The following is a 23,500-nucleotide window of genomic DNA, read 5'->3' on the forward strand; positions in this document are numbered from 1 at the left end:
TTCCCAACCTTGAAAATCCTCGACATCATCATCCTCATTACGCTGGGCTACGGTGCGTACAATGGTTACCGCAAGGGATTGCTGGTGGAAGTTGTCGCCATTGTGGCCTTTGTCGTGGCGATGATCGTCGGCTTTAAATTTCTGGGGTTCGGCATTGATCTGCTGGCGCCGTACATCAGCATGGAAGTGGCCCGGCGGCTGTTGCCGTGGATGGGGTTTTCGGTTATCTTTTTTCCGACGATTTTTCTGATCAACCGCATGGGGTTTTCCCTCCGGAATTCGATGCGATATACGTTGCTGGGTACGTTCGATAGTCTGGCCGGAGCCGCCGTCGGAATTTTTACCTGGGTTTTCGGAATTAGTGTAATGCTCTGGTTGTTAACCTGGATGGGGATACGTATGCCGATCAAACACACGCAGGAAACGTACCTCTATCCCATGGTCAAACCCATCGCGCCGAAAGTCATGGACGCAACGTCCGGCTGGATTCCGGTGGGAACGAACTGGATTCGTAAACAGAAAGAAGAATTTTCGCGAAGCTGGTCCGATACCAAGCCGGACGACTTGAAAGCGGAACGTGCAGACAAAAAAGGATGACAACGACAAAGCAGGACATACGAAAACTAAACGAAGACCAACTGAAAACCTGGCTGACCGGCCACGGCGAACAAGGCTTTCGCTCGAAACAAATTCAGGAATGGCTCTGGAAACGATCGGCGCGGACGTTCGACGACATGACGAACCTTTCGCTGAAAACCCGGCAGTTGCTGGCGGAGCATTTTGAAGTGCGTACGCTGTCGGTAGCCAAACAGCAGCAAAGCGCCGACGGTACCATCAAATCCTCGTTCCGGCTCTACGACGGCAATCTGGTTGAGGGTGTTCTGATTCCGGCCCTGCGGAAAGACGAGGACAACCGGATGACGGCCTGTATTTCGTCGCAGGTGGGCTGCTCGCTGACCTGCAAATTTTGCGCAACGGGTTACATGGATCGGAAACGCAACCTGGAAGCCAGTGAAATGGTCGATCAGGTGGTGGCCATTGACCAGCAAGCCAAAGATACCTACGGCACCGGCCTGACCAACATCGTGTACATGGGGATGGGTGAGCCGCTGCTGAATTACACCAACATGCTGGACTCGGTCGAGCGGATTACGTCGCCCAACGGGCTGGGCATGTCGGCCAAACGGATTACGGTTTCGACGGCCGGAATCGCCAAAATGATCAAAAAATTGGGTGATGATCAAGTGAAATTCAACCTGGCGCTGTCGCTCCATGCCGCCAATGACGACAAGCGGAACCAGATCATGCCGATCAACGAGAGCAACTCGCTGCCTGCGCTGGCCGAAGCCCTGAACTACTTCTACAAGAAAACCGGTACGCGGGTCACGTTTGAGTACATCGTTTTTAATAACTTTAACGACACCCTGCAGGACGCCAAAGAGCTTTGGCAGTTTACCAAAAAGGTGCCCGCCAAGGTAAACATTATCGAGTACAACCCGATTGCCGAGGCCGATTTCCGGAATACCGACTCCCAGAAACTCGACCAGTTCGCCGGTTTTCTGGAAGACCGGGGCGTGGTGGTCAACATCCGCCGGAGCCGGGGAAAAGATATTGACGCAGCCTGCGGACAACTGGCAGGGAAACAGTAATTTTTTCTGCGCCTTTTTGAACTGTGCAGGTTACAAAGTATTCAGGACTAAGTACAAAACCGGAAGATTTTAACAACCGGTCCGGTTATTGCTTAACATTTAGTTAACATTGCCCTCGGAAGTTTACTGTACTTTTGAGGAATAATTGATTGAGTTTTCACAAGGCTCAGTACTACAGACTTGTATCTGCATGTTCGGATTAGAAACGGATATTTTCATCCTCCTCGCTCTTTGTCTCTTTGCTGCCTGCGCGTTTGAATTTGTAAATGGATTCCACGATACGGCCAATGCCGTCGCTACGGTTATTTATACAAACTCCCTGAAACCCAACATCGCCGTGGTGTGGTCGGGGATCTGCAACTTTGTTGGGGTTTTGATGGGTGGTATCGGCGTTGCCATGGGAATTGTCAACCTGCTGCCGGTCGAATTGCTGGTCGATCAGAACGTTTATCACAGCATAGCGATGGTGCTGGCCCTGCTGTTTAGCGCTATCATCTGGAACCTGGGTACGTGGTATTTTGGTTTGCCCAGTTCCAGTTCGCATACCCTGATCGGTTCCATCCTGGGGGTGGGCCTGGCCTTCTCGACTATGGGCACGACCGGCGAACGGGGGGGCGTCAACTGGGAAGAAGCCGAAAAAATCGGGAGGGCCCTGTTGCTGTCGCCGTTGATTGGTTTCAGTCTTGCCATCATCCTGATGTTTTTGCTGCGCCGGTTGGTGGGCAACAAAGACCTGTTTAAAGAACCCAAGAAAAACGCTCCCCCGCCGACCTGGATTCGCTCGATTCTAATTGTGACTTGTACGGGCGTTAGTTTTTTTCACGGCTCCAACGACGGGCAGAAAGGGGTGGGGCTGATCATGCTGATCCTGATCGGAATTACACCGGCTTATTTTGCTCTAAACAATAACATCGAGCCCACCACCATGCGTGGAAACCTGGTGCAGATTTCCCAGATCATCAATAAAATTGATACCGTTGGCTTATCGGATACCGACCGGCGCCGGATCTCCCAAACCAAAGCGGAACTCACCGATCTTCAGGGAGTCATCAACATCCCGCTGGAAGATGGGAAATTCAAAGCCGATGAACGTTTGCAGATTCGCCGTGACTTGCTGCTGATCAACAACAACGTCAAGAAGTTGGTGGAAAGTGAGGAGGTGGGGTTGAGCGCAACGGATATCGCCACGCTGAATACCAACCTGAACGAGAAAGCGGGTTTGCGCCGGTTTACAGACTACGCTCCGCTTTGGGTCATTCTGATGATTGCGCTGTCGCTCGGCCTGGGAACGATGGTTGGCTGGAAACGGATTGTCGTAACAATTGGTGAGAAAATTGGGAAGCAGCATTTGACCTATGCCCAGGGAGCTTCGGCGGAATTGGTGGCGGCCACGACCATCGCGTTGGCGACGCTGTACAAAGCGCCGGTCAGTACCACCCACATGCTGTCATCCGGGATTGCCGGTAGCATGGTGGCCAGCAAAGGGATCAAAAACCTACAGGGAGGAACCATTCGCAACATTGCACTGGCCTGGGTGATGACGCTACCGGTGTCCATCCTGCTTTCTTTTACGCTTTACCTGCTCTTTCGCTGGATTTTAGACTAACAGCTTAGCAGGATATTGAAAATGACGAGGCTCTATCCCAGGCGGATTAGAGCCTCGTCATTTTTTCTTTGGGAAGCTCCTGCTCGATGGCTTCCCGAACTTTGTCGACCAGCGATTCGATGGATTCTTTCGCATCGTATTCCAACGGCGGTTTAAAGCGTACGCTCAGTTGCGTATTCCGCTTTTTTAACCGCAACCCTTTTTTATCAAACGCCCGCCGAAAACCGTTAATGACCACCGGAATTACGATTGGGTTGGTGGTTTTCAGAATGTGACCCGTACCCTTTCGGATCGGGGCGTAGGGGCTGGTGGTTCCCTGCGGAAAGCTAACTACCCAACCGTGTTCGAGCGCTCGTGCGATGCGGTCATTGGCCGTATTATCTACTTCCCGATTAACATCCTGGCCTTTCGACCGCCACGACCGTTCGATCTGAATGGCTCCTCCCAGGGCAAAAATACGGGGTACCAGACCTCCCTTCATGGTTTCGCTGGCCGCTATATAGTAATTGCGAGCGCGGGGCCAGAGCAGGTACAGTGGCGGTACGATATTATTTTTGAATCCCCATTTGACGCTGCAAAAAATGTGGTAGAAGGCAATTACATCGGCAAAATAGGTCTGATGGTTGGAAAGGAAAATCACGTTGTTGACTGGTAGGTTCTCCAGATATTCCGTGCCTTCGATGTTGAGCTTGTTGTAAAGCGTGTACCGGAAATAGGTAATCCAGCCCAGAATAGCAATCAAGATCCGTTTGATAAACAGGGAGTTGCCGAAAGGATCCTTGTCAAAAAGGCCGATAAAATCGAGTTTGTTGAGCGGTTTCGGCAGAAAGCTGTATTGCGTTGGCGGTTTACAATCCATTCATCATCAGATTAATCGATCATGTAGTAAATCCAAAAAATCAGGACAATGTTTTCGGCGAAAAGTACTGCTTAAGCCCAGAAGTATAAATAAAAATTGATAAAAAAGTAAAATGGCATTAATCCATTGGCGTTCGCGCATGTCCAAGCATCAGATTTCAGTAACAACGGCTTACCATTACGGCCGCTTTGCCATAGATAACCAACCTATTTTTTTATCAGTCATGAAACGATTTACACTGGCCGGAATAGCCGCACTTGCCTTTTTATGGATTCAAACTGCATCCGCACAGGTTCAGGTGGGCTTTCGGGCGGGCGCCAACTGGGGCGCAGTTTCCAAACCTGAATTTTTAGATAATTTTTCGCCCACTTTTCGGTTGTCACCCGGTCTGACTGGGGCGGTTTTTGTGGAAGCTCCGGTTAGCGAGCGTGTCAGCATCCGGCCCGAAGTTTCGTATATTCAGAAGGGTTTTTTGATTGACGAAGGCTTGAAGCTTCCGTTGGGCGGCTGGAGTTTGCCGCTCGGTGCCCGGGTTGCCTACCAGACGCGGTACGTGGAGCTGCCGGTTCTGGCCAAAATCAACCTGAACGAAGGGCCGGTCCAGTTTTATGTGCTGGCGGGTGGAGCTGCGGGTTACGCCGTCAACGGACGCATTCGGACCCGAACTAGTGGTATATTCCGGAGCAAACCTATGGATGTAGACATGAACATGGGACTGCTCAATTACAACCGTTGGGATTTTAGCGCCATCGGCGGGCTGGGCTTCAGCGCGGAAGCCGGAGCGGGCAAATTTTTTGTCGAAGCGCGGTACCAACACGGTTTTTCGCGGCAATACGATCTCCCATTTGTTCAGCTTCCGATCCGCAACCGGGGCTTGAGCGCATCGATCGGCTACTCGTTTGCCTTCGGACAATGAGTAAAGCAATGCGGTGACCAACAGCAATATAGCGGTCTGCCGGGATTTGTTACGCGTTAATAATTGTTTACTAATAAAGCATTGTTTGTGTGTGTTTAAGGGTTAGAGTTGAGCTGGAAAAGCCCGGGGCGTTTGCACCGGGCTTTTTTGTTAGAGATCAACCAATATAGTTTTTACAGAATCCCTTTTACCAGTCCCAGTACACTATCAAGTTGACTCTTTACGGCGGGTTCGGCGGCTTTCGCCACAGCGCCCCCCTTGCTTAATTTCGACAGACTACCCAAAGTTGTGTTGATGAGTGAGTTGCCGGAACTGGCACTGCTACCACCCAGCGCCGACAGCCCGGTTTTGACCAGATTGAGGTTTTTGGTTAAACCACTGACTTTCGAAATCAAATTGCCACCACCCATGAGCTTCTCAAGTTGATTCGCACCGAGCGCCGTCTTGGCCAGGCTTACAGCTTTTTGCAAAACATTACCTTTTAGTAAGCCGCTTTGGGCCAGCGGAATCAACTTTTTCAGATTGCTGACCTGCCCGAGTAGTTTGTCTTTCAAACTACCGGTGCTGCTTTTGGCTTCGGCTTCGAGGGCCGTGGTTCCGGCCTGCAATGCCTGCACGGTACCCGCCTTGTCGCCTTTGGCGCTGGCGGATACGGCTTTGTCGAGCAGGGCTACGGTTGAATCCGTGTTTGCCTGAAATGCAGAATGCATCGTTGCCGAAGGGGTAGGAACTGGCAAAGCAGCCGCGGCTGTTTGCACAAAACCCGCAGTTGCGAGCGCAACCGTCAGGCTCAGGACGAGTTTTTTCATGATTGTGTAATTAAGTGCCATATACAGGCTTTCGTATCTTTTACTAATGCTTTTACAAGCAAATACTGTGCAAGCTGATTCTACACTGTCCAGGAAAGCGTACACTTTTGTCCGTAAGTGAACAGAGGTTGTCCGACTTCGTACACTTTTATAAACTGAGCATTTTGATAATTGTTTAATTGTTAGGGCGTTAGGTTTTTGTCTTCTTGTTGGCATGGCGTTGGCATACAGATAAAGCGAACAGGTAAACAACAACACTAAGACATACACAACACCGCACTGGCGGCCTATAACCAAACAACAAATGCCATGATGAATTTACTCAGTAACCTGATCTGCACTGCTCTCTTAAGTACAACTTCCATTGACCCGGCTACAGCTCCGAAGACTCTTTCATTCGATGCCAGCGCCTATGTAACCGTCAATAACCAGATTCGGCTGGCGGTCGAAAAAACATCGGCGGAGCCCGTTGTCGTCCTGTTGCGTGATAAAAACAGCAAGGTTCTTTTCCAGCAATTTGTTGGTAAGAAAGCCCAGAAATACGCCGTTAAACTGGACGTTGCCGATTTGGCCAACGGAACCTACGAACTGGAAATAAAATCAAAAGAGGGCAGCATCCGGAAAGAAGTGAATCTGGACTCAAAACCCACAAAAGCGCCCACGCGTCTGGTCGTCATGAACTAAGCGCTATCGCGGGTTTCAGCTATAAAAAAGCCAGGCTTGACCTGGCTTTTTTTGTTTAGGCAATGTATTTCTTTCGGTCGCCCATCTGGCGTTCGACCATCCAGCCCGGATATTCCGGAGCCAGTTTGCTGACTTCATCCAGTTTTGCCAGTTCATCGGTCGTTAGCACCACCTCGACGGCTTTCAAGTTGTCTTCGAGTTGTTCTGGTTTTTTGGCGCCGATAATTACCGTAGTAACGGCGGGTTGGTGCAGGAGCCAGGCCAGCGCCACCTGAGCCACTGAAACGCCTTTTTCGGCGGCAATTGGTTCGATAACGTCCAGAATGTTGAAGGCTTTTTCCTTATCAACAGGCGGGAAATCAAAATTGGCCCGGCGGGCATCTTCCGGATTCTTGTTACGACCGTATTTGCCGCTTAAAAAACCGCCCGCCAGCGGACTCCACACCATCAGACCCACCTTCTGATCCAGCAGCAGGGGTACGATTTCGCGCTCCAGATCGCGACCCGCAACCGTGTAGTACGCTTGCAGCGAAACAAATTTGGCTAAATCCTTGTGTTCGGAATACGAGAGGGCTTTCATCAATTGCCAGGCCGCCAGGTTGCTGGCTCCAATGTAGCGCACTTTTCCGCTGCGAACCAGGTCGTCCAGCGCCCGGAGCGTTTCTTCCAGCGGAGTCAGAAAGTCAAATCCGTGAATCTGGTACAGGTCAATGTAGTCGGTTTTCAGCCGGTGCAGGCTTTCTTCCGCCTGTTGCAGAATGTGTTTCCGGCTCAAGCCGATCTGGTTCGGGCCTTCCCCCATTTTTCCCCGCACCTTAGTCGCAATCACCAGTTCGTCGCGCTTGATACCCAGGTTATGAATGGCCTGGCCGGTCAGTTCTTCCGACAAACCTTCCGAATACACATTCGCCGTGTCAATGAAATTAATCCCGGCGTCGACGGAGCGTTTCACCAGTTGATCGACGGGATCCTGGTCCAGTTGACCAATGGCCGTCCACATGCCTTTTCCGCCGAACGTCATGGTGCCGAGGCAGAGTTCAGAAACCAGTAGGCCCGTATTGCCTAAGAGGTTATACTTCATGATGTAAAGTGATTATGGGTTGATCGGCCCGGCTCCCGGAAACCGTCCGAAGCCTGCTGCCGTTGGTTCTAACAAAAGCCGTTGCAATTCGTTTCAATCAACAAATGATCTTTATGTTATGAACCGGCTTTTGTTTTCCCTGATGTTTGGTTGTACGGCCCTGTCCGGCTACGCACAACGAGATACGACCGTTCGCCAGAACAACCCCCAGCAATTACCCACGACCATTGCACCCGTGGTGACGCCCTCGAACGGCGTACCCATGACAAGCCCGGCTGCGGAACCAGTATCCATACCCGGCACCGTCGTTAGCCCGCGCGAAGGCCGGGGCAAACGCAAAGTCCGCGTAGTGCCGCCGAGCGAACCCAATGCCTTCGGAGTGGGCGCTACGCTGGAAAAACGGGATACGACCCGGCGGAAAGACAACTAAGCTATCGACTGATCAGCGTCACTGAGCCACCGGGCTGTAGTTTGACGGTCACAAAACCGACTTCGGCGGGTTCAACAGTGGCCTGTTTCGGAGATTGAGTACCGTAGTTCTGAAAAGGTAATTTCAGCCGGGTAGAACCGCCTTTTTCCGCCTTTACCGTGATCGCCGTTACGGCCCCGGCGCGTCGTTGGGCGCTGACCAAAAAAGCGCCTTCCGTTCGCAAATCCGTAAACGCAACGTCGGCCCAATTAGCCGGAATGGCCGGAAACACTTCGATGAAACCGGCGTAACTCTGAATCAGCATTTCCTGCAAACCGGCGGCAAACGCAAAATTACCTTCCAGCGTAAACGGCCGGTACGTAAACTTCGACTTCCCGGATTTGGTTTGATCGCCGTTCAGGTGGAATGAGTTTGGCGAGCAGAAGGCCGTCGCAAACGTGTTTAGCGCTTCGCGGGCCCCGTTGCCGTCTTTGGCCCGCGCTTTCAGGCTGCCCAGCCAGGCGTAGGAGTAACCACACCACCAATCCGGTCCGATGCGGTCGAGCAGGGCCAGCGAATTCCGGATGATCTGCTGCGCGGCTTCCCCGTCTTCCCACCGAATCAGACCCAGCGGATGAATGGCCATTGTATGCGAAAAATGCCGGTGCGACTGGTTGTAAGGCAGACTGGCGGCAAACATCAGTTCATTTTGATCGCTTATGGCAAAATCGCTCCACTGGTTTTGAACGGCCTGCCAGTGGCTGGCGTCTGCATCGTTGCCCAGGGCCTTCGCCATGTCGGAAGCGGCTTTAAACACAAACTTCATCAGGGCCAGATCGTAGTTGGTATTAGTCGTAAACCAGGCTGTTAGTTTGTTGTCATTGATCTCCGGGCTGGAACTGATGGGCAGTTTCCGTTTGCCGTTTTCATCCAGAACCGTCAGTTGTTCCAGATGCTGCGCTACGCCTTTCAGCCAGGGATAGGCACGCTGGCGCAGAAAATTCGCATCCTGGCTATACCGCCACTGCAAATAATAGTGGTGCGCCAGCCAGGCCGAAACCGTGGGCGAAAGCGAATATTGAATCCAGCCGCCCATTTCTTTGCCCGTCAGGGTCGTAACGCCGGGAACCGCAATGCCGTCCGTGTTGAAATACCGTTTGGTGTAATCGCGGTAAGTGGGCAAGTTTTCTTCCAGGTGATTGAGGTAGCCCAGGCTTTCTTCCAGATGGTTACCGCTGTAGCTCGGCCAGTAACTGAGCTGCGTATTCAGATCGTGGTGGTAATCGCCTTTCCAGGGCGGAATCCGGCCGTTGTCGGCGGTCCAGACGGCTTGCAGGGAAATCGGCGGGGCATCGGCACGGGCGGTGGCCCCAAACTTATACGTTTCCAGGTACCACTGCTTTAAAAGTACCGGGTCGGGCACGTGCAGCGACGATTTGGACCAGAACCGCTGCCACCAGTCGCGGTGCGTAGCCAAATCACCGGCATACGTCCGGCCAACGGGTTTGATGGGAACCAGCGTTTTCTTTTTCTGCGGATAGTCAGATGTGATGGTCCAGGTGCCCTCAACGGTTTTGCCTTTCTGCGTCCACTGCACCGTTACGTCGTACGAAAAATCGCCCCAGCCGGTCTGGTGGTAAGTGATTTTGTTGTTTTGCTGCGAAACCGTTCCCTGCGCGTATCCCAGCCGGACCAGATCGTCGCCATCGACAACGGCATTTTCGGCTTTCTCCTGAATGGGTTTCCCGTAGGCGGGCGGAATCAGGTTGGGCGTGAAGCGGGCCGGGAGGTTTTCAAAGCGAAACCAGCCGATGGGTTCCGTTGCGTGCACGAACGAGCGCAAAACCGTGCCGTTCTTCCATTTCACTTCCGCCACGGCATCCCGGATCAACAGCCTCGCCGACTGGACCGCACCCCAACCCTTGGTGTCGAACTCCAAAGCCGCCCCCGGAATTTTGGTCGGACCGGGCTCCTGATCGTACGGTTTATCGAAATATTCCTGAACAATTTTGTAGTCTTTTTTCATTACCTGACCCTGCACCCAGCGGTAACTGAATTCGGGGCGGTCGAGTCCTTTCATCGGGCGCAGGTCCCACAGATCGGCCCGGTCGAGCGAGAACCGTAAGCGGTTGTCTTTCTGCCAGATTAAGGTTCCCAAAATGCCGTTTCCCAGCGGCAGGGCTTCGTCCCAGCGGGTGGGTAGCAGGCTGAATTGCAGATCATACGGACCGGCCTGGAGCGACTGGGCGATGGCGGGCGGGCGGGTCAGAAAAAAAACGCAGGCGACTCCGGCCAGAATTTGCTGGAATCGCTTCACACTGATGGCGTTGGCGGTCATACGGGTTTAGGAAAGTTAGGATAAGCAAGGTCTACAGGGGTTCGCAAAAAAGCAAATGGCCGCATCTCATCAGGGAGATTTTAGTATCTTGCCGATCATAAAACCTATTCCCATGCACCTATTTCCCAACTTTCGCGGCCGTTCGCTGCGCCGTCTTGCGTCTTTTTCGCTTCTTGTTGTTTTTGGTTTCCTGATGACCCCGACGGTTTTTGCCCAAAAAGGGTCTTTGTCCGACGTAGCTTTTATGGAAGGCCGCTGGCGGGGCACATTCAACGGCGGGCCGATTGATGCCGCCTGGTCCGCTCCGGAAGGCGACAACCTGCCCGGTTTCATGCGCATGATGAAAGACAACAAGGTAACGATGTACGAAATGCTGATTTTCGAACAAACCGAGCAGGGGCCCATTGTCCTCGTCAAACACTTCAAACCCGGTTTGATCGGTTCGGAGGAGAAAGACCAGTCGGACCGGTATTCGTTTATCGAAGCCAAGAAAAACCAGGCGTTGTTTGAAAAATCGGATGGTCAGGTCCGGATTATTTACGAAAAACGTTCAGACAACCAGCTTGTCATTCAGCGCGGCAAAAAAGAAGGTGACAAATGGACGTTCGTCGATTTGTTTGTGTTCAACCGCGTTAAATAAAGGCGTTTAGTAAAAACTCTCGATTTTCAGAATTTGCTCTTCAACGGCGGGTGGAACGACCCGCCGATTTTTTAGGATAGAGGGGAGAGCCTTCAAAGCCGTGCGGTATCCTCTGCGCACGTCGGCGTCCGACCGGCTGGCGCGGTGAATCAGCAGGGTATGGCGCAGGGCGTAGTACCACGGCCGACGCAGCCAGTAGTACCAAAGCGTATCGCGGGTAATGTTCTGTTGCCGAAACGAGTAATTGCGCTGTTGGGAAGGGTAGTGGTGAGCGACCATATCGTCAGCGTACGCCAGGCTCCAGCCGTGGGTCCGCATATCCACCGAAAACATTCGTTCTTCACCCGCGATGGCAAACCGCCGGTGAAAGCCGCCTACTTCCAGAAAAGCCGTCTTCCGTACCACCACGGCGCAACACACAAATCCCAGAATAGCCGGTCCGGGAAGCGGGCGCGGGTCCGTTAGCGGGCTGTTCTGCATAGCATCACAAACGGGATCCACGGTTTCTTCCTCATTAACCAAAACCTTACCCGCCAGCACGCCCAGGTGCGGATAGTGTTTGAAATAAGCAACGGCTTTGGTCAGGGCACCCGGCTCCCAGAAGGAATCGTCATCGCAGAATGACACCAGGGGTGTCTGGGCTATCCGGACCCCTTCGTTGCGGGCGGAACAGGCCCGATTTTCCGACAAAGCTACGACGGTAACTTCCGGAAAGTGCTGTCTGACCCGCTCGGGCGTGCCATCGGTAGAAGCATTGTCAACCACAATCAACGGCGGTTTTTCGGGAAGTCGGCTTAATTTATCCAGGGTCCAAAGGAGGGTATCAACTCGGTTGCGGGTAACCACAACAATGGAGCAATCTTGCATAGCCAGCGGTAATGTTCAATTCGTCAGGTAGGATTACAACCGTGACCGGCAGACGGGGTTGAGGAAGATGAGGATACGGGCACACTGTTTTTGAAGCCCGTGCCGGAACTACCCGATGGTGCCGCTTGTTCTCCGTCATATGCCTGACCGGCAGCCTACCGCTTCCATGAAAAAAGTCATCAAAAGAATGGCCCTTGTTGTTGTTTCGCTCCTACTTGTCCTGATCCTCGCCGTTGTTGCCTTCGTCAATTTATCTCCCCAGTTCGGGGCCAACGCAACGGGCGAGCGCTTGAAACGAATGCAGGCTTCCCCCAATTACAAAGACGGCACGTTTCAGAATCTGGTGCCGACCAGCATTGATATGTCGGCGGGCAAGATGGTTTCCGCAACCTGGAAAATGCTGACCGGCGTACCGGGTGCCGAGCCGACCGATACCATTCAAACCGTACCTTTCGACGCTGCGCTTTTTGCGGGAAACGGCGGACCGGAACAGGTGGCTATCAGTTGGTTCGGGCATTCATCGCTGTTGATTCGGATTCAGGGAAAAACGTTGCTGACCGATCCGGTGTTTAGCGAACGGGCTTCGTTTGCGTCTTTCAGCGGACCCAAACGGTTTCTGTACAATCACTACATGGACGTGGATGAATTACCAGCGGTTGACGCCGTGATCCTGTCGCACGATCACTACGACCATCTGGACTATGGAACGTTTATCCGACTGAAAAGTAAGGTAAAGCATTTTTTTGTGCCGCTGGGTGTGGGTGCTCACCTGGAAAAGTGGGGCGTTTCACTGGCCCAGGTTACGGAACTGGATTGGCATGAATCCGCCAAATTGGGCGATCTGACGCTGGTTTGTGCCCCGGCCCGGCACTTTTCCGGCCGTGGCCTGACCAACCGGAACGGAACGCTCTGGTGCTCGTGGGCTCTGCTCGGAACCCAGAAACGAGTTTACTATGGTGGTGACACCGGTTACTATCCGGGCCTGAAAACCGTCGGTGAGAAATACGGGCCGTTCGATATCGCGCTGCTGGAGTGCGGGGCTTACAACGAAGACTGGATCGACATTCACATGATGCCCGAACAAACGGCTCAGGCCCAGCTCGATGTAAAAGCCGATGTACTCATCCCGATTCACTGGGGTAAATTTAACCTGGCTCTGCACACCTGGCGCGACCCGATTCAGCGGCTACTCAAACGGTCGGCGGAACTGGGCACCAAAGTCGCCACTCCCCGGATTGGTGAAGTGGTGGTATTGGGAACAGCGCTTCCGGTCACACCCTGGTGGGGAGCAGACTGACTACTTCTTCCTCAGCCAAATGCTTCCGCCCGGATTGTAGGTGCAAAGGGGCATGTTTTCCGAAATCCAGGTGCCGTAGTGCTGGTGCATGAACGAATTGAAAAAGACAATTTCGAAACACGCGTTATACATCATGAAGTTGCGCAGCATGTAACTTTCGTTCCAGCCGAACCCTTTCCAGCCCAGCACCCATTCTTCCGGGTATTCAAACGGGTAGAAGATGTCGTGAAAGTGAATAAGCACTCCGCTTTTCAGCCGGGGTAGAATTTCAAAAAAGATGTAATTGACATCGCTGCCAGTTTTGGCGACGTGGGTGGAGTCTACAAAAAAGATGTCATTTTCGGCCAGCGTGTCAAACGTTTCCAGCGGAACCACCTGGAGTTTCGTTTCCAACACCGTCAGATTTTTTTTGTCTTCACGGCGGAGTAAACTGTGCAGCCGTTCCGGATTGGGGTCTATGCAGGTCAGCGTGAGAGCGTTATCTAAGAACAACTCGCTGGTGTCCAGCATAACCGCTGAGCTAAAACCCGATCCGGCTTCAATAATACGGCGGGGGCGGAAATGGCGCAGCATAGAATGCAGAATGATGGCATCTCCGTAGCTGAAGAGGTCATTTTCGAAGTAGTACCGAAAATCAGATTGTTGGTCCGCCGGGAAGGGAACGCTATCATAGTAATGCCACGCGAAGGCCTGCAGAAGCTGAAACTGCGCGTGCCTGCCCAAGTCGATGCCTTCAATGGGCCGGGATTTTCTCGAAAAAATGATTGTCCGTATCGGAGCCAGCTCCCTGGCATCCACAATGGGGCTGTAATAATGGCCGGGAGGATACATGGTCTGATAGCGCTCCAGTTGAAGCCGCATATTTCTGATGTACGGAATGGAATGTAGCAGGGCTTTAATCAGGGTTTTCATACCGGGTTCAGGAAGAAACTTATTGTTACTTGTGCACGCAAATATAGTGCTGTTGCAAATCTTTCCTAATTAATGCGGTTATTTTTGCCGGAAAATGTCCCTGATTACAGCCGGGTCAGCAGACCCTGCATCATTTCCACGAAGTATGCGCCATTTTCGGGTCCAAACCAGTTCATGGTTTGCGTTTCGTAAGCCTGTTTGTGGTAATATTTGTCGGGAGTAATGTAACCGACATAACCGCCGTTAAAGCTCGTAACCATCAGGTTGAGTTTCTTCCGGTCGGCCAGCGGCAGAAGATTGGCCATCAGCTCCCCCGAGAAGTCGCAGGGCGTGCCGAGCAACACCGTTCGACCAATTCGCAGCGCTTTCAGATCGGACGGGTAATCGCCGTAAACGGAATAAAACAGCCAGGGCCGCACCCGCCAGTCTCCAACGACGCGGGCGTTGGGTTCGCGCAGGTCGAGCGGCAGGGTTAGCAGTTCCAGCGTACTGTCCGGTTTAGTCTTCAATTGGGGCAGGGCGGGGATGATCCGGTTTGTCAGGCTGTCGGCGTAGGTCCGGATGGTGCTGAAAACGTTTTTTTCTTCCCGCACTTTCGAGCCCGTGCTCCCCACCGATCCGGCCATAAACAAAGCGAAGCTTCCCGTTTGTTTTTCCAGTTGATCGACCAGCACGCCCGGGTAGTCGCGGCTCAGGTACTGCGCATCCAAAGCCCGGAAGATGGTAGCGTGGCCGCCAAAGGTGCAAAGCAGCGCCGATTCACCGGTCTTTTTCTGAAGCTTCAAAAGCCGGATGTTACCGTCTACTTTTCCTTCGTCGTTCATGCGGTTGTACACCAGTTCGGGAGCTGCAATCTGCGTAAAACCAATTTCCACCGGTGCGAGTTGCCGCTGCGCCAGCGTAATTGATTTCAAGACGGCATTGGTAACATGATCAACCACCCGCTGGTCAAAATCGCCCGCGAAGAGCCCGCCGACCAGGCCGGGAGCCCAGCCGCCCAGGCTGTTGTGGCTGTGAATGGCCCCGGTGAATACATTCTCCCACCGAAAACCGACTTCCGGCAATCTTTTTTTGAGTTGGTCTGTTACGGTGGGGGGCGTAATCAGGAGATCCAGGGCAACAAGGGCTACCTTGGTGCTGCCGTTGGTCAGCACAACGGTCCGGACGTAGATGGAATCGGAAACCGTTTTCCAGTGTTCTCCCCGGCGGACCCCGTAGCCACCCGTTGGCGTGGTAAAAGAAGGCGTCAGGTTGACTTTGGCCCAACCCGCCTGCAAACTGCTTCGGGGGTTAGGAGGCTTGGGCAGATGAAGAAGTCGTTGCCGGGTCTGCGAATAATAATCAGTTTGGCGGTAGGGGGTGTCGCTGACCGGTGCCAGGCTGACGGCCAGAAAAAGCAGGATGATGCCGACCAGACCCAGCAGGAATTTTAAGAGAATACGCAGGTATTTCATGATTTTCGAATGCCAAATCTAACAAAATCTAACCTTGTATCCTCAAAACCAGTTATTAGAGAGTACAAAAAAGCTGTTTGGAATTTATCGGTTGCGGTTCAGGTCTTGATCGGAAGAGATTCTGCTGATTTTCGAGTATTGGTAACTAAAAACGGTAAATAATAAACCATAAATTAATTTTGCCCGGTTCCATTGATTTTTACTAATGCAAGCCAGCACAACCCCATCAAAAAGTGACTCGTCGACCAAACCGGTGGTTACCCGGCGGCTCGATCGTATGTTCCTGGCGCTGAGCGATGTGTCATCGTTTATTGCGCAATTTTTTAAAGAAGTATTTGTTCCGCCCTATGAAGGCAAGGAGATCGTCCGGCAATGTTACGAGGTGGGCGTTCGTTCGCTGCCTCTGATTTCAATGACGGGTTTTATCACCGGGATTGTGTTCACTAACCAGTCGCGTCCGTCGCTGGCTACGTTTGGGGCTACCTCCTGGCTACCCTCGCTGATTTCCATCGCGCTGGTGCGGGCGCTGGCCCCGCTGGTGACGGCCCTGATCGCTTCCGGGCGGGTCGGGTCCAACATCGGGGCCGAGCTGGGCTCGATGCGCGTCACGGAGCAGATTGAAGCCATGGAAGTATCGGGAACGAATCCGTTTAAATTTCTGGTTGTCAGCCGGGTATTGGCTACTACCTTCATGATTCCCACGCTGGCCATGTTTTTTATTTTGCTGGGGATGCTTGGCTCTTACGTCAACGTCCACCAGAATGAAGCCACCAGCTTCATGACGTTTGTCGATCAATTCTTTAGCTCAATTTCTTTTCTGGACATTAACTCGACCGTAATCAAATCGATTGTTTTCGGATTTACAATCGGTATGGTGGGGTCGTATAAGGGGTATCATTCCTCGAAGGGGACAGAAGGCGTTGGTCGGGCGGCTAACTCGTCGGTGGTAACCTCGATGTTTCTGGTCTTTATCGAAGAATTGCTGGCTCTGCAGATTGTAAATGCCATTCGTGAAGTATAGTGCTATGGATTCGAAACAACCGCGACTTAACGATCAGAGAGAACGGGTTATCGTAATCCGGGACCTGAAAATCTCGTTTGGCGATCTGCACGTACTTCGGGGGGTCGATTTGGATTTATACCAGGGTGAGAACCTGGTTGTGCTGGGTCGTTCCGGTACTGGAAAGTCGGTCTTGATTAAGATCATTTCCGGTCTGCTGGAGCCCGACGAAGGGTCGGTGAATGTACTGGGGCAGGATGTGAACCAGCTGAACAGCCGGGAGTTGGACGCGCTGCGGCTCAAAATCGGGTTTTCGTTTCAGAGTAGCGCCTTGTACGACAGCATGACCGTTCGCGAAAATCTGGAGTTTCCGCTGATCCGAAACGTTCGCAACCTGAGCCGCGCAGAAATCAACAAAGCCGTTGAAGAAGCCCTGGAGGATGTTGGATTAAGCCAGACCATTAACCAAATGCCATCGGAACTCTCGGGCGGGCAACGGAAACGGATCGGGATTGCCCGCACCCTGATTCTGAAACCGCAGATCATGCTCTACGATGAGCCAACGGCGGGGCTGGACCCCATAACATCCAACGAGATTAACAACCTCATCAACGAGGTACAGGAGCGCCACAATACGTCTTCGATCATCATCACGCACGACCTGACCTGCGCCAAAACCGTCGGTGACCGGATTGCGATGCTGCTCGACGGCCGGTTTGAACGGCAGGGTACGTTCGAAGAAATTTTTGAAGATCCGAACGATGAGCGCGTAAAACAGTTTTATGAGTACAACTTTGTTGATTGACCGTACTCCAGTTTAACGTTGATACGTTAGAGTTAGCTTTGATTCTAGTTCGCTGACAATAAACCATTTCAGATTTAAGACATTAAGGATTTAGGAGTGAAATCCATACCTAAAAAAACACGTAATGAAAGCTGCAGAAAATAAGCGGGCCATTTCCGTCGGTATTTTTGTGTTTATCGGCATCGTTATTCTGGTGACCGGAATCATGGTGCTGGGCGGAAAACAAAAACGGTTTGTCAAAAGCATCCGGGTAAATGCCATTTTTAACAACGTAGGCGGTTTGCAGTCCGGGGCCAACGTCTGGTTCTCCGGGGTAAAAGTCGGTACCGTTCGTCGCATTCAGTTTTACGGCAACTCCCAGGTTGAAGTGACGATGAACATTGAGGAAGATGTTCAGCAGTACATTCGCAAAGACGCCCAGGCGGCTTTGAGTACGGATGGTCTGATCGGGAACAAGATCGTGGAAATTGTCGGCGGTAGTACCAACTCTCCCGTTGTGGAAGACGGCGATATCCTGCATTCCAAGGCGGCACTCAACACCGAAGAAATCATGACGACCCTGCAGGCCAACAACAACAACCTGCTGCGGGTGACGACCGACGCCAAAAAGATTCTGGATGAAGTGCTGAAAGGCAAAGGCGTTGCGGGGGCCGTACTGCGGGACTCAACCATCGCCATCCGGTTCAAGAATACTATGACCAACCTGCAATCGGCTTCCAGCAGTGCGGCTCAGGTTACCCGTTCGTTAAGCTCGGCTTCCGGCTCGCTGAACCAGTTTGCGGCCAAACTCAACACCAAGGGCACGCTGGCGAACGACCTGGTTTCGGATACGGCAATTGTGCGGGATTTGCGGGCGTCGTCAGCCCGGTTGCGGGCCGTGTCGAACACCGCCGTCGAAGCCACCGACAACGTACGACGCGCAACGGAAAAGCTGAACAACAACAACAATGCCCTCGGGTCTTTGCTGAACGACGAAGTTGTGAACCGGGACCTCAAAAGCACGATTCATAACCTGGAAACGAGCAGCCAGAAGCTCGATGAGAACATGGAAGCGTTGCAACACAACTTCCTGTTCCGTGGCTTCTTCCGGCGCCGGGCCAAAGAGCAGGCCAAGCAAAAGAGCGCTACGGCAGCCCAGTCCCCGGCCGACACGAATGTGCAGAAGTAAAAGCCGTATATTTGCGGCATGGCTCCAACTCAACCCATTGGTGTGTTCGACTCCGGTTACGGTGGTCTGACGGTATTGAAATCCATCGTTCGGCAGTTGCCCCAGTATGATTACGTTTACCTGGGCGATAACGCCCGCACGCCCTACGGCACCCGCTCGTTCGAAACGGTGTATCACTACACACTCGAATGCGTTCAGCACTTGTTTGCGATGGGTTGCCGTTTGGTGATCCTGGCCTGTAACACGGCTTCGGCCAAGGCGCTACGAAACATTCAACAGCTCGATTTGCCCGTTATTGCGCCGGATCGGCGGGTGTTGGGCGTTATCCGGCCCACAACGGAAGTAATCGGGCGGTATTCGAAAACCGGGCACGTCGGAATTCTGGCAACGCGCGGAACGGTTACGTCGGAATCGTACACGGTTGAGATTGAAAAGTTTTTTCCGGACCTGAGTGTCTACCAGGAAGCGTGCCCGATGTGGGTACCGCTGGTTGAAAATGGCGAGCACGACGGCCCCGGAGCTGATTACTTCGTCAAAAAACACCTGGAGCGACTTCTGGAGCAATCGCCGGAGATGGACACCCTCTTGCTGGCTTGTACACATTACCCGCTGCTGCTGCCCAAAATCCGGCGGTTTGCACCTGACAATTTAACAATTCTGAGCCAGGGGGATATTGTGGCCCACAGCCTGGCGGATTACCTGCATCGCCATCCGGAAATCGACGCTCAATGCACCAAAGGCCATAGCCTGAAGTTTTACACAACTGACTCGGCGGAAGAATTCGAACAGAAAGCCACGTTGTTCTGGGGGGAACCCGTCCAGGCTAACTGGCTGAAACTGTAACGAACGATTTTGAAAAAGGAGGGTTGTTGATGCGTAAAAACAAACCAGACTTCTGTCTGCAAACGATATGATTCAGCGTACCATTCAGGCCGTCATCACACCGCAGGCCCAGAGACTTGGCCCTCTGACGATGCATCAGCCGCTTCCGGCCAACGGGCTCGACCAGCTTGATCCCTTTTTACTGTTGCACCACCACGGTCCGACAACGTTTTCCGCTCACAACAGCGGCCTGCCGTTCGGACCGCACCCGCACCGGGGGTTTGAAACCGTAACGTTTATTTACGAGGGTGACGTGCGGCACCGCGACAGCAGCGGTTTTTCGAGCACCATCCAGACCGGCGGCATTCAATGGATGACGACGGGCCGGGGGCTGGTGCATTCGGAAGGGTCGTCCGAAGAGTTCCGGGAAAAGGGCGGGCCGGTTGAGCTCATTCAGCTCTGGACGAACCTACCGGCCCGGTTTAAAGGCGTTGACCCGCACTACGTGGGTTTGCAAAAAGATGCGATTCCTGACCTGACGCTCGACGACGGCAACGTGACGGTAGCCGTTACGTCCGGAACCTGGAACGACATTACCGGCCCGATCCAGCCAGTTTATGACGTCGAACTGGCGAACGTAACCCTGCTGCCGGGTGGTTCGTTTGTCCGCCAGGTGGAGACTTCCCGGACTGTTTTGTTCTACCTTCTGAACGGGTCTGTGGTGGTCAACGGACGCGAAGTAAGTGGTCGGGCGCTGGTGGTTTTCAACAACGACGGTGACGAACTGCACGTCCGGGCGACAGACAACTCGCGTATTCTGCTCGGTTCGGCCGAACCCATCAACGAGCCGGTGGTCTCGCACGGCCCTTTTGTGATGAATACCGAACAGGAAATTCGTCAGGCCGTGATGGACTACCAGAGCGGGCGAATGGGGACGCTCACGGATTAACTTTCAGGACGGTGTACGCGGCCTGGTTGGGTTGACGGATCTGCGTGCCTACCTTCGTCTTGGCGCGATCGTCGTCGTGAATCACCAGCACGCGTTGAGCATCCGGAAACGTCAGATCTTCCGCTTTGTGATTGAAATGCACCGGCCGGCCCTCGGGATCCCGCAACAGGGTCGGCGGACGGTTATTCAGGAGATCTTCGGGCTTTACCGTCCACACGTAGGCATCCAGTTGGCCGTTGCTTTCGATGGAAGTCAGCAGCCAGAACAGATTGCGGGTCCGGTCGTATTCAAGACTCGACAGCGCCAGCGGTTTGGGTAACTCGGCAACCGTTGACGGATCAAAATCGGTTACAATCCGCCAGTTATTTTTCAGCAGGATTCGCTCACTGGTTCCGGTCTTTTCCACAAAAAAGGAGACGGCTACAACGCGGACCCGGTAATCGAACGTATCGAATTTTTCGCCTTCCTCCCGAATTCCAAACAGCAGCAGCGTATCCGTCGCAGCCAGGCCTTCAATTTTGAAGTACGGCATTCCGTTTGGAAAGGCGGGACGATTTTGCGCCAATAGCGTGCTGAGCTGCTGGCGGAAGGCTACCGAATTTTTGGCATCCCGCTCCGGTGCCAGCACCTGCGGGTTCGCTTCCTGACCTTTTTTCCAGTACAAGACGGTGTTGTAGCCGTCCCAGTCCGTCGAGCCCGGCTTGACCCGGTCGAAAGCCGTAGTCAGAAAAACATAATCCTTGTTGCTGGCAAAATCTTCGTATTTCCGGGCGGTCCGGAAAGCTTCCGCCAGCAGGGGGGTCGGCCGGACGGTGGAGTCGGCTAAACTTTTCCAAGGCTTGGTGAATACTGAGCTGAAGCCAGCGGGCATGTCTTTGTCGTTGGCGATGAAAACCGTTCCGTTGTCGTACAGGACCGCCGATGCCTCACACCAGACCGGATTACCGTCGGGCATTTTTGTGCCGAAGTCGCAGCAGGAAAGCAGATTCTCGGTCTCAATCGAAGCACGCAGCGCGGGTGTGGCGTTGCCGGTGGTCGGACGGCTGGTTTTACATTCGACCAGAAAGAGAGCTGCGAACAACAGATAAATTGGTATGCAAGCGGTTTTCATAAAGTAAGAGGTGTGTTTCACCGCAAAATTAACCGCAAACTTCTCTTTGACTACTGCCCCTGCAACACTTTTCGGTACGGCTGCGTATCTTCAGAATATAGATAAAAAGGTTAGAATTACAGGCCCCGACACTTGCCGGGGTTTTGTTTTTGCTAACCGGTGTACTCCGCCTTCCCTGTTGGTCTCCTTTCCATCTTCCTGCAACCGCGTAAAGTTGAATCATCCGGGTGCTTAATCTTGATAAAAACGGCATCCGTTTGTGACCACGGCCCGAAAAGGTTCAGAGAGATTCGTCTTGGGAAAAGGAAGAGTTACAGAAATATACGTTCGCAAAATCTTGTGTTTTAGTTATAAGTCACGGTAGTTTCAGCTAGTCTTGTCCAATTGTTTTCTATAAAATTAAAATTTCGACCCGGTTTTTTCGTTATAGGGATATTGTGCATACGAAGCAGGTTACCACTTAAGTATGGTTTTCAACGCTTCAGTTTGTGCTTTTCTCAGTTGATTCTTTTTACGATTGAATTCGCCTGGTTTCGTTATCACCTTTGTCCTGTCAGTTGGATGGCTGCGAACGTCCTCTCTCCTGAACAGTAAACAACGAAGGCAGTAATAATAACCCTTGTGAAGAACCTACTACTCTGTCTTATTCTAGCTGGCTTTATGGCCGTAACACCCGGTTTTCCGCAGGCATCTCAAAAAATTGAGAAGATGCTTAACCTGGGCTTGGGGATGCAGACGTACGCCTTGGGAGGGCTGTGCAACGGAGCGTCCTTTGAACTGGGCTTTCCAAATAAAATCAGCGTCGGAGGCTTTTTTGACTACGCCATTTACGGCACGAAAGTCGAGGACCGGCGATGGAAATCGCAGTACGCTAATTTCGGGGTACGGGGTTCATACCATTTAGCTGAAGTTCTGGGCATCGGAGACGATAAGTTTGATCCGTACGCGGGTTTATCGGTGGGCACCCGCACGGCCATCCACCGCGCTCAGCTTGAACAGGACGGCCGCTTTGTTCCCCGGCTGAAAGGCTTTTTTCCGGGTGTGCACGTCGGTGGCTTTTACCATTTCAGCCCAAAGGTTGGCGGTTTTGCCGAAGCGGGTTGGGGGATAGCCGCCCTCCGGCTGGGCCTGACCGGAAAATTTTAACTAAAAAAGGGCAACGAATGCTGCCCCTTATTAGGATTTTTTCTGAATCGCTTTCCGATTAATCTTCGTAACCGTCACTCTTCATTAGCGCCTGCTCATCTTTAATCCGCATACGCTGCACGTAGCCAGATACCCAGATACTAACTTCATAGAGCAGGGCCAGCGGCATCGCAACCAGAATCTGGCTGTAAATATCCGGTGAAGGCGTAATGACAGCCGCAACGATCAGGATCACCACCAGCGCATGGCGACGGTACTCGCGCATGAAGTTTGGCGTCAGGAAGCCAATTTTTGAAAGCACAAAAGCCACAATCGGCATCTGAAAGGTCAGACCGCAACCCAACGTCAGCGTAGCCAGCGTAGAAATATACGACGTAATATCAAACTCGTTGACAATCCGTGGGTCGAGCTGGAAATTAGCCAGAAAGTTTAGAGCCAGGGGCGATACAATGTAGTATCCGAACAGGACACCCGAGAAAAAGAGGGTCGTTACAAAAAACACGGCTCCCCGGGCTGCCCGGCGCTCGGAAGTACGTAAACCCGGCACAATAAACCGCCATAATTCCCAGAAAGCATACGGAAAAGCAAACAACAACCCAATCATCAGGGAGGCTGTCAAACCCATTGTAAACTGACCGCCAACCTCACGGCTTTGAAGGGTAAAGTTCAGTTTATCGACACACAAATCCGTAAAGCCTGTTTTTTCGGACAACTTGCACATCATCCGATACGTCCAGAAATCGGGACTGGAAGGTCCTAAAATAACAAGATCGTAAATTTCACGAATGTAGATAAAAGCCAGAATAGCAAACACGGCAATTGACGCCACCGCCCGGACAAGGTGCCACCGAAGCTCCTCTAAATGCTCAAGGAAGGTCATCTCTGACCCGTCTTCCACCTCGTTCTCGCTATCAAATTCTTGGTCTATGGGCTTCATTTAACTTGGAATGAGTGAAGGGGAAGGGCCAGTCCGGTAGT

The 23,500-nt window shown here is 52.6% G+C and carries 23 protein-coding genes; 14 read left to right on the forward strand and 9 right to left on the reverse strand.

Features of this window, described 5'->3' with window-relative positions:
- Positions 1–9 precede the first annotated feature (9 nt).
- From OQ371_RS09065 to OQ371_RS09075, 3 genes are all read left to right on the forward strand, one after another.
- On the forward strand, positions 10–597 hold the full coding sequence (locus OQ371_RS09065) for a CvpA family protein (RefSeq protein ID WP_265993449.1): 588 nt from the start codon (positions 10–12) through the stop codon (positions 595–597).
- Complete coding sequence (gene rlmN, locus OQ371_RS09070) at positions 594–1,649, forward strand: dual-specificity RNA methyltransferase RlmN (protein WP_265993450.1); 1,056 nt, start codon at positions 594–596, stop codon at positions 1,647–1,649. The genes OQ371_RS09065 and rlmN overlap by 4 nt, the downstream gene beginning before the upstream one ends.
- Positions 1,650–1,839: 190 nt before the next feature.
- Positions 1,840–3,255, forward strand: a complete 1,416-nt coding sequence (locus tag OQ371_RS09075; RefSeq protein ID WP_265993451.1) for an inorganic phosphate transporter — start codon at positions 1,840–1,842, stop codon at positions 3,253–3,255.
- 46 nt (positions 3,256–3,301) lie between these two features.
- On the opposite strand, the gene OQ371_RS09080 is transcribed toward OQ371_RS09075, so the two are convergent.
- Positions 3,302–4,114: a lysophospholipid acyltransferase family protein gene (locus tag OQ371_RS09080; RefSeq protein ID WP_265993452.1), complete on the reverse strand. Its 813-nt coding sequence runs from the start codon at positions 4,112–4,114 to the stop codon at positions 3,302–3,304.
- Between the two features lie 223 nt (positions 4,115–4,337).
- Between OQ371_RS09080 and OQ371_RS09085 the strand changes: the two genes are divergently transcribed.
- A complete protein-coding gene (locus OQ371_RS09085) occupies positions 4,338–5,030 on the forward strand; it encodes a porin family protein (protein ID WP_265993453.1) in 693 nt (230 codons plus the stop codon).
- A 173-nt stretch (positions 5,031–5,203) separates the two neighbouring features.
- On the opposite strand, the gene OQ371_RS09090 is transcribed toward OQ371_RS09085, so the two are convergent.
- Positions 5,204–5,839, reverse strand: a complete 636-nt coding sequence (locus tag OQ371_RS09090) for a hypothetical protein (protein ID WP_265993454.1) — start codon at positions 5,837–5,839, stop codon at positions 5,204–5,206.
- 309 nt (positions 5,840–6,148) lie between these two features.
- Here OQ371_RS09090 and OQ371_RS09095 point away from each other — a divergent pair, with 309 nt between their 5' ends.
- Positions 6,149–6,523: a DUF3244 domain-containing protein gene (locus OQ371_RS09095; protein WP_265993455.1), complete on the forward strand. Its 375-nt coding sequence runs from the start codon at positions 6,149–6,151 to the stop codon at positions 6,521–6,523.
- Positions 6,524–6,578: 55 nt separating this feature from the next.
- Here OQ371_RS09095 and OQ371_RS09100 read toward each other — a convergent pair whose 3' ends face one another.
- Positions 6,579–7,604 carry an aldo/keto reductase gene (locus tag OQ371_RS09100; protein ID WP_265993456.1) on the reverse strand — a complete coding sequence of 342 codons (1,026 nt, stop codon included), beginning with the start codon at positions 7,602–7,604 and terminating at the stop codon, positions 6,579–6,581.
- Positions 7,605–7,722: 118 nt separating this feature from the next.
- Here OQ371_RS09100 and OQ371_RS09105 point away from each other — a divergent pair, with 118 nt between their 5' ends.
- Positions 7,723–8,034: a hypothetical protein gene (locus OQ371_RS09105; protein WP_265993457.1), complete on the forward strand. Its 312-nt coding sequence runs from the start codon at positions 7,723–7,725 to the stop codon at positions 8,032–8,034.
- A gap of 1 nt (position 8,035) precedes the next feature.
- Here the strand turns inward: OQ371_RS09105 and OQ371_RS09110 are convergent, their stop codons facing one another.
- A complete protein-coding gene (locus OQ371_RS09110) occupies positions 8,036–10,351 on the reverse strand; it encodes a glycosyl hydrolase family 95 catalytic domain-containing protein (protein WP_265993458.1) in 2,316 nt (771 codons plus the stop codon).
- A 193-nt stretch (positions 10,352–10,544) separates the two neighbouring features.
- Here OQ371_RS09110 and OQ371_RS09115 point away from each other — a divergent pair, with 193 nt between their 5' ends.
- Positions 10,545–10,991, forward strand: coding sequence for a DUF6265 family protein (locus tag OQ371_RS09115; protein WP_265994289.1), 447 nt, complete (start codon positions 10,545–10,547; stop codon positions 10,989–10,991).
- A gap of 6 nt (positions 10,992–10,997) precedes the next feature.
- Here the strand turns inward: OQ371_RS09115 and OQ371_RS09120 are convergent, their stop codons facing one another.
- A complete protein-coding gene (locus tag OQ371_RS09120; RefSeq protein ID WP_265993459.1) occupies positions 10,998–11,858 on the reverse strand; it encodes a glycosyltransferase family 2 protein in 861 nt (286 codons plus the stop codon).
- A gap of 166 nt (positions 11,859–12,024) precedes the next feature.
- Here OQ371_RS09120 and OQ371_RS09125 point away from each other — a divergent pair, with 166 nt between their 5' ends.
- Positions 12,025–13,155 carry an MBL fold metallo-hydrolase gene (locus OQ371_RS09125; protein WP_265993460.1) on the forward strand — a complete coding sequence of 377 codons (1,131 nt, stop codon included), beginning with the start codon at positions 12,025–12,027 and terminating at the stop codon, positions 13,153–13,155.
- Here the strand turns inward: OQ371_RS09125 and OQ371_RS09130 are convergent, their stop codons facing one another.
- Together OQ371_RS09130 and OQ371_RS09135 are read right to left on the reverse strand one after the other, a co-directional pair.
- Positions 13,156–14,067, reverse strand: a complete 912-nt coding sequence (locus OQ371_RS09130) for a class I SAM-dependent methyltransferase (RefSeq protein WP_265993461.1) — start codon at positions 14,065–14,067, stop codon at positions 13,156–13,158.
- 104 nt (positions 14,068–14,171) lie between these two features.
- Positions 14,172–15,521, reverse strand: a complete 1,350-nt coding sequence (locus tag OQ371_RS09135) for a neutral/alkaline non-lysosomal ceramidase N-terminal domain-containing protein (protein WP_265993462.1) — start codon at positions 15,519–15,521, stop codon at positions 14,172–14,174.
- Positions 15,522–15,726: 205 nt separating this feature from the next.
- Between OQ371_RS09135 and OQ371_RS09140 the strand changes: the two genes are divergently transcribed.
- From OQ371_RS09140 to OQ371_RS09160, 5 genes are all read left to right on the forward strand, one after another.
- The gene (locus OQ371_RS09140; protein WP_265993463.1) at positions 15,727–16,542 is read left to right on the forward strand and encodes an MlaE family ABC transporter permease; all 816 of its coding nucleotides are present in this window, start codon (positions 15,727–15,729) and stop codon (positions 16,540–16,542) included.
- 4 nt (positions 16,543–16,546) lie between these two features.
- Positions 16,547–17,326: an ABC transporter ATP-binding protein gene (locus tag OQ371_RS09145; RefSeq protein WP_265993464.1), complete on the forward strand. Its 780-nt coding sequence runs from the start codon at positions 16,547–16,549 to the stop codon at positions 17,324–17,326.
- A gap of 124 nt (positions 17,327–17,450) precedes the next feature.
- Positions 17,451–18,494, forward strand: coding sequence for an MlaD family protein (locus OQ371_RS09150; RefSeq protein WP_265993465.1), 1,044 nt, complete (start codon positions 17,451–17,453; stop codon positions 18,492–18,494).
- A gap of 18 nt (positions 18,495–18,512) precedes the next feature.
- Entirely contained in the window at positions 18,513–19,337 is an 825-nt protein-coding gene (gene murI, locus OQ371_RS09155; RefSeq protein WP_265993466.1) for a glutamate racemase, read from the forward strand.
- A gap of 67 nt (positions 19,338–19,404) precedes the next feature.
- Positions 19,405–20,265 carry a pirin family protein gene (locus OQ371_RS09160; protein WP_265993467.1) on the forward strand — a complete coding sequence of 287 codons (861 nt, stop codon included), beginning with the start codon at positions 19,405–19,407 and terminating at the stop codon, positions 20,263–20,265.
- On the opposite strand, the gene OQ371_RS09165 is transcribed toward OQ371_RS09160, so the two are convergent.
- A complete protein-coding gene (locus OQ371_RS09165; RefSeq protein ID WP_265993468.1) occupies positions 20,255–21,376 on the reverse strand; it encodes a hypothetical protein in 1,122 nt (373 codons plus the stop codon). The two genes, OQ371_RS09160 and OQ371_RS09165, sit on opposite strands and share 11 nt — an antisense overlap.
- Positions 21,377–21,997: 621 nt before the next feature.
- On the opposite strand from OQ371_RS09165, the gene OQ371_RS09170 reads away from it, so the two are divergent.
- A complete protein-coding gene (locus OQ371_RS09170) occupies positions 21,998–22,522 on the forward strand; it encodes a hypothetical protein (protein ID WP_265993469.1) in 525 nt (174 codons plus the stop codon).
- A gap of 58 nt (positions 22,523–22,580) precedes the next feature.
- Here the strand turns inward: OQ371_RS09170 and tatC are convergent, their stop codons facing one another.
- The gene (tatC, locus tag OQ371_RS09175; RefSeq protein WP_265993470.1) at positions 22,581–23,459 is read right to left on the reverse strand and encodes a twin-arginine translocase subunit TatC; all 879 of its coding nucleotides are present in this window, start codon (positions 23,457–23,459) and stop codon (positions 22,581–22,583) included.
- Between the last annotated feature and the right edge of the window lie 41 nt (positions 23,460–23,500).

It is taken from the genome of Larkinella insperata, assembly GCF_026248825.1.
GTDB lineage: Bacteria > Bacteroidota > Bacteroidia > Cytophagales > Spirosomataceae > Larkinella > Larkinella insperata.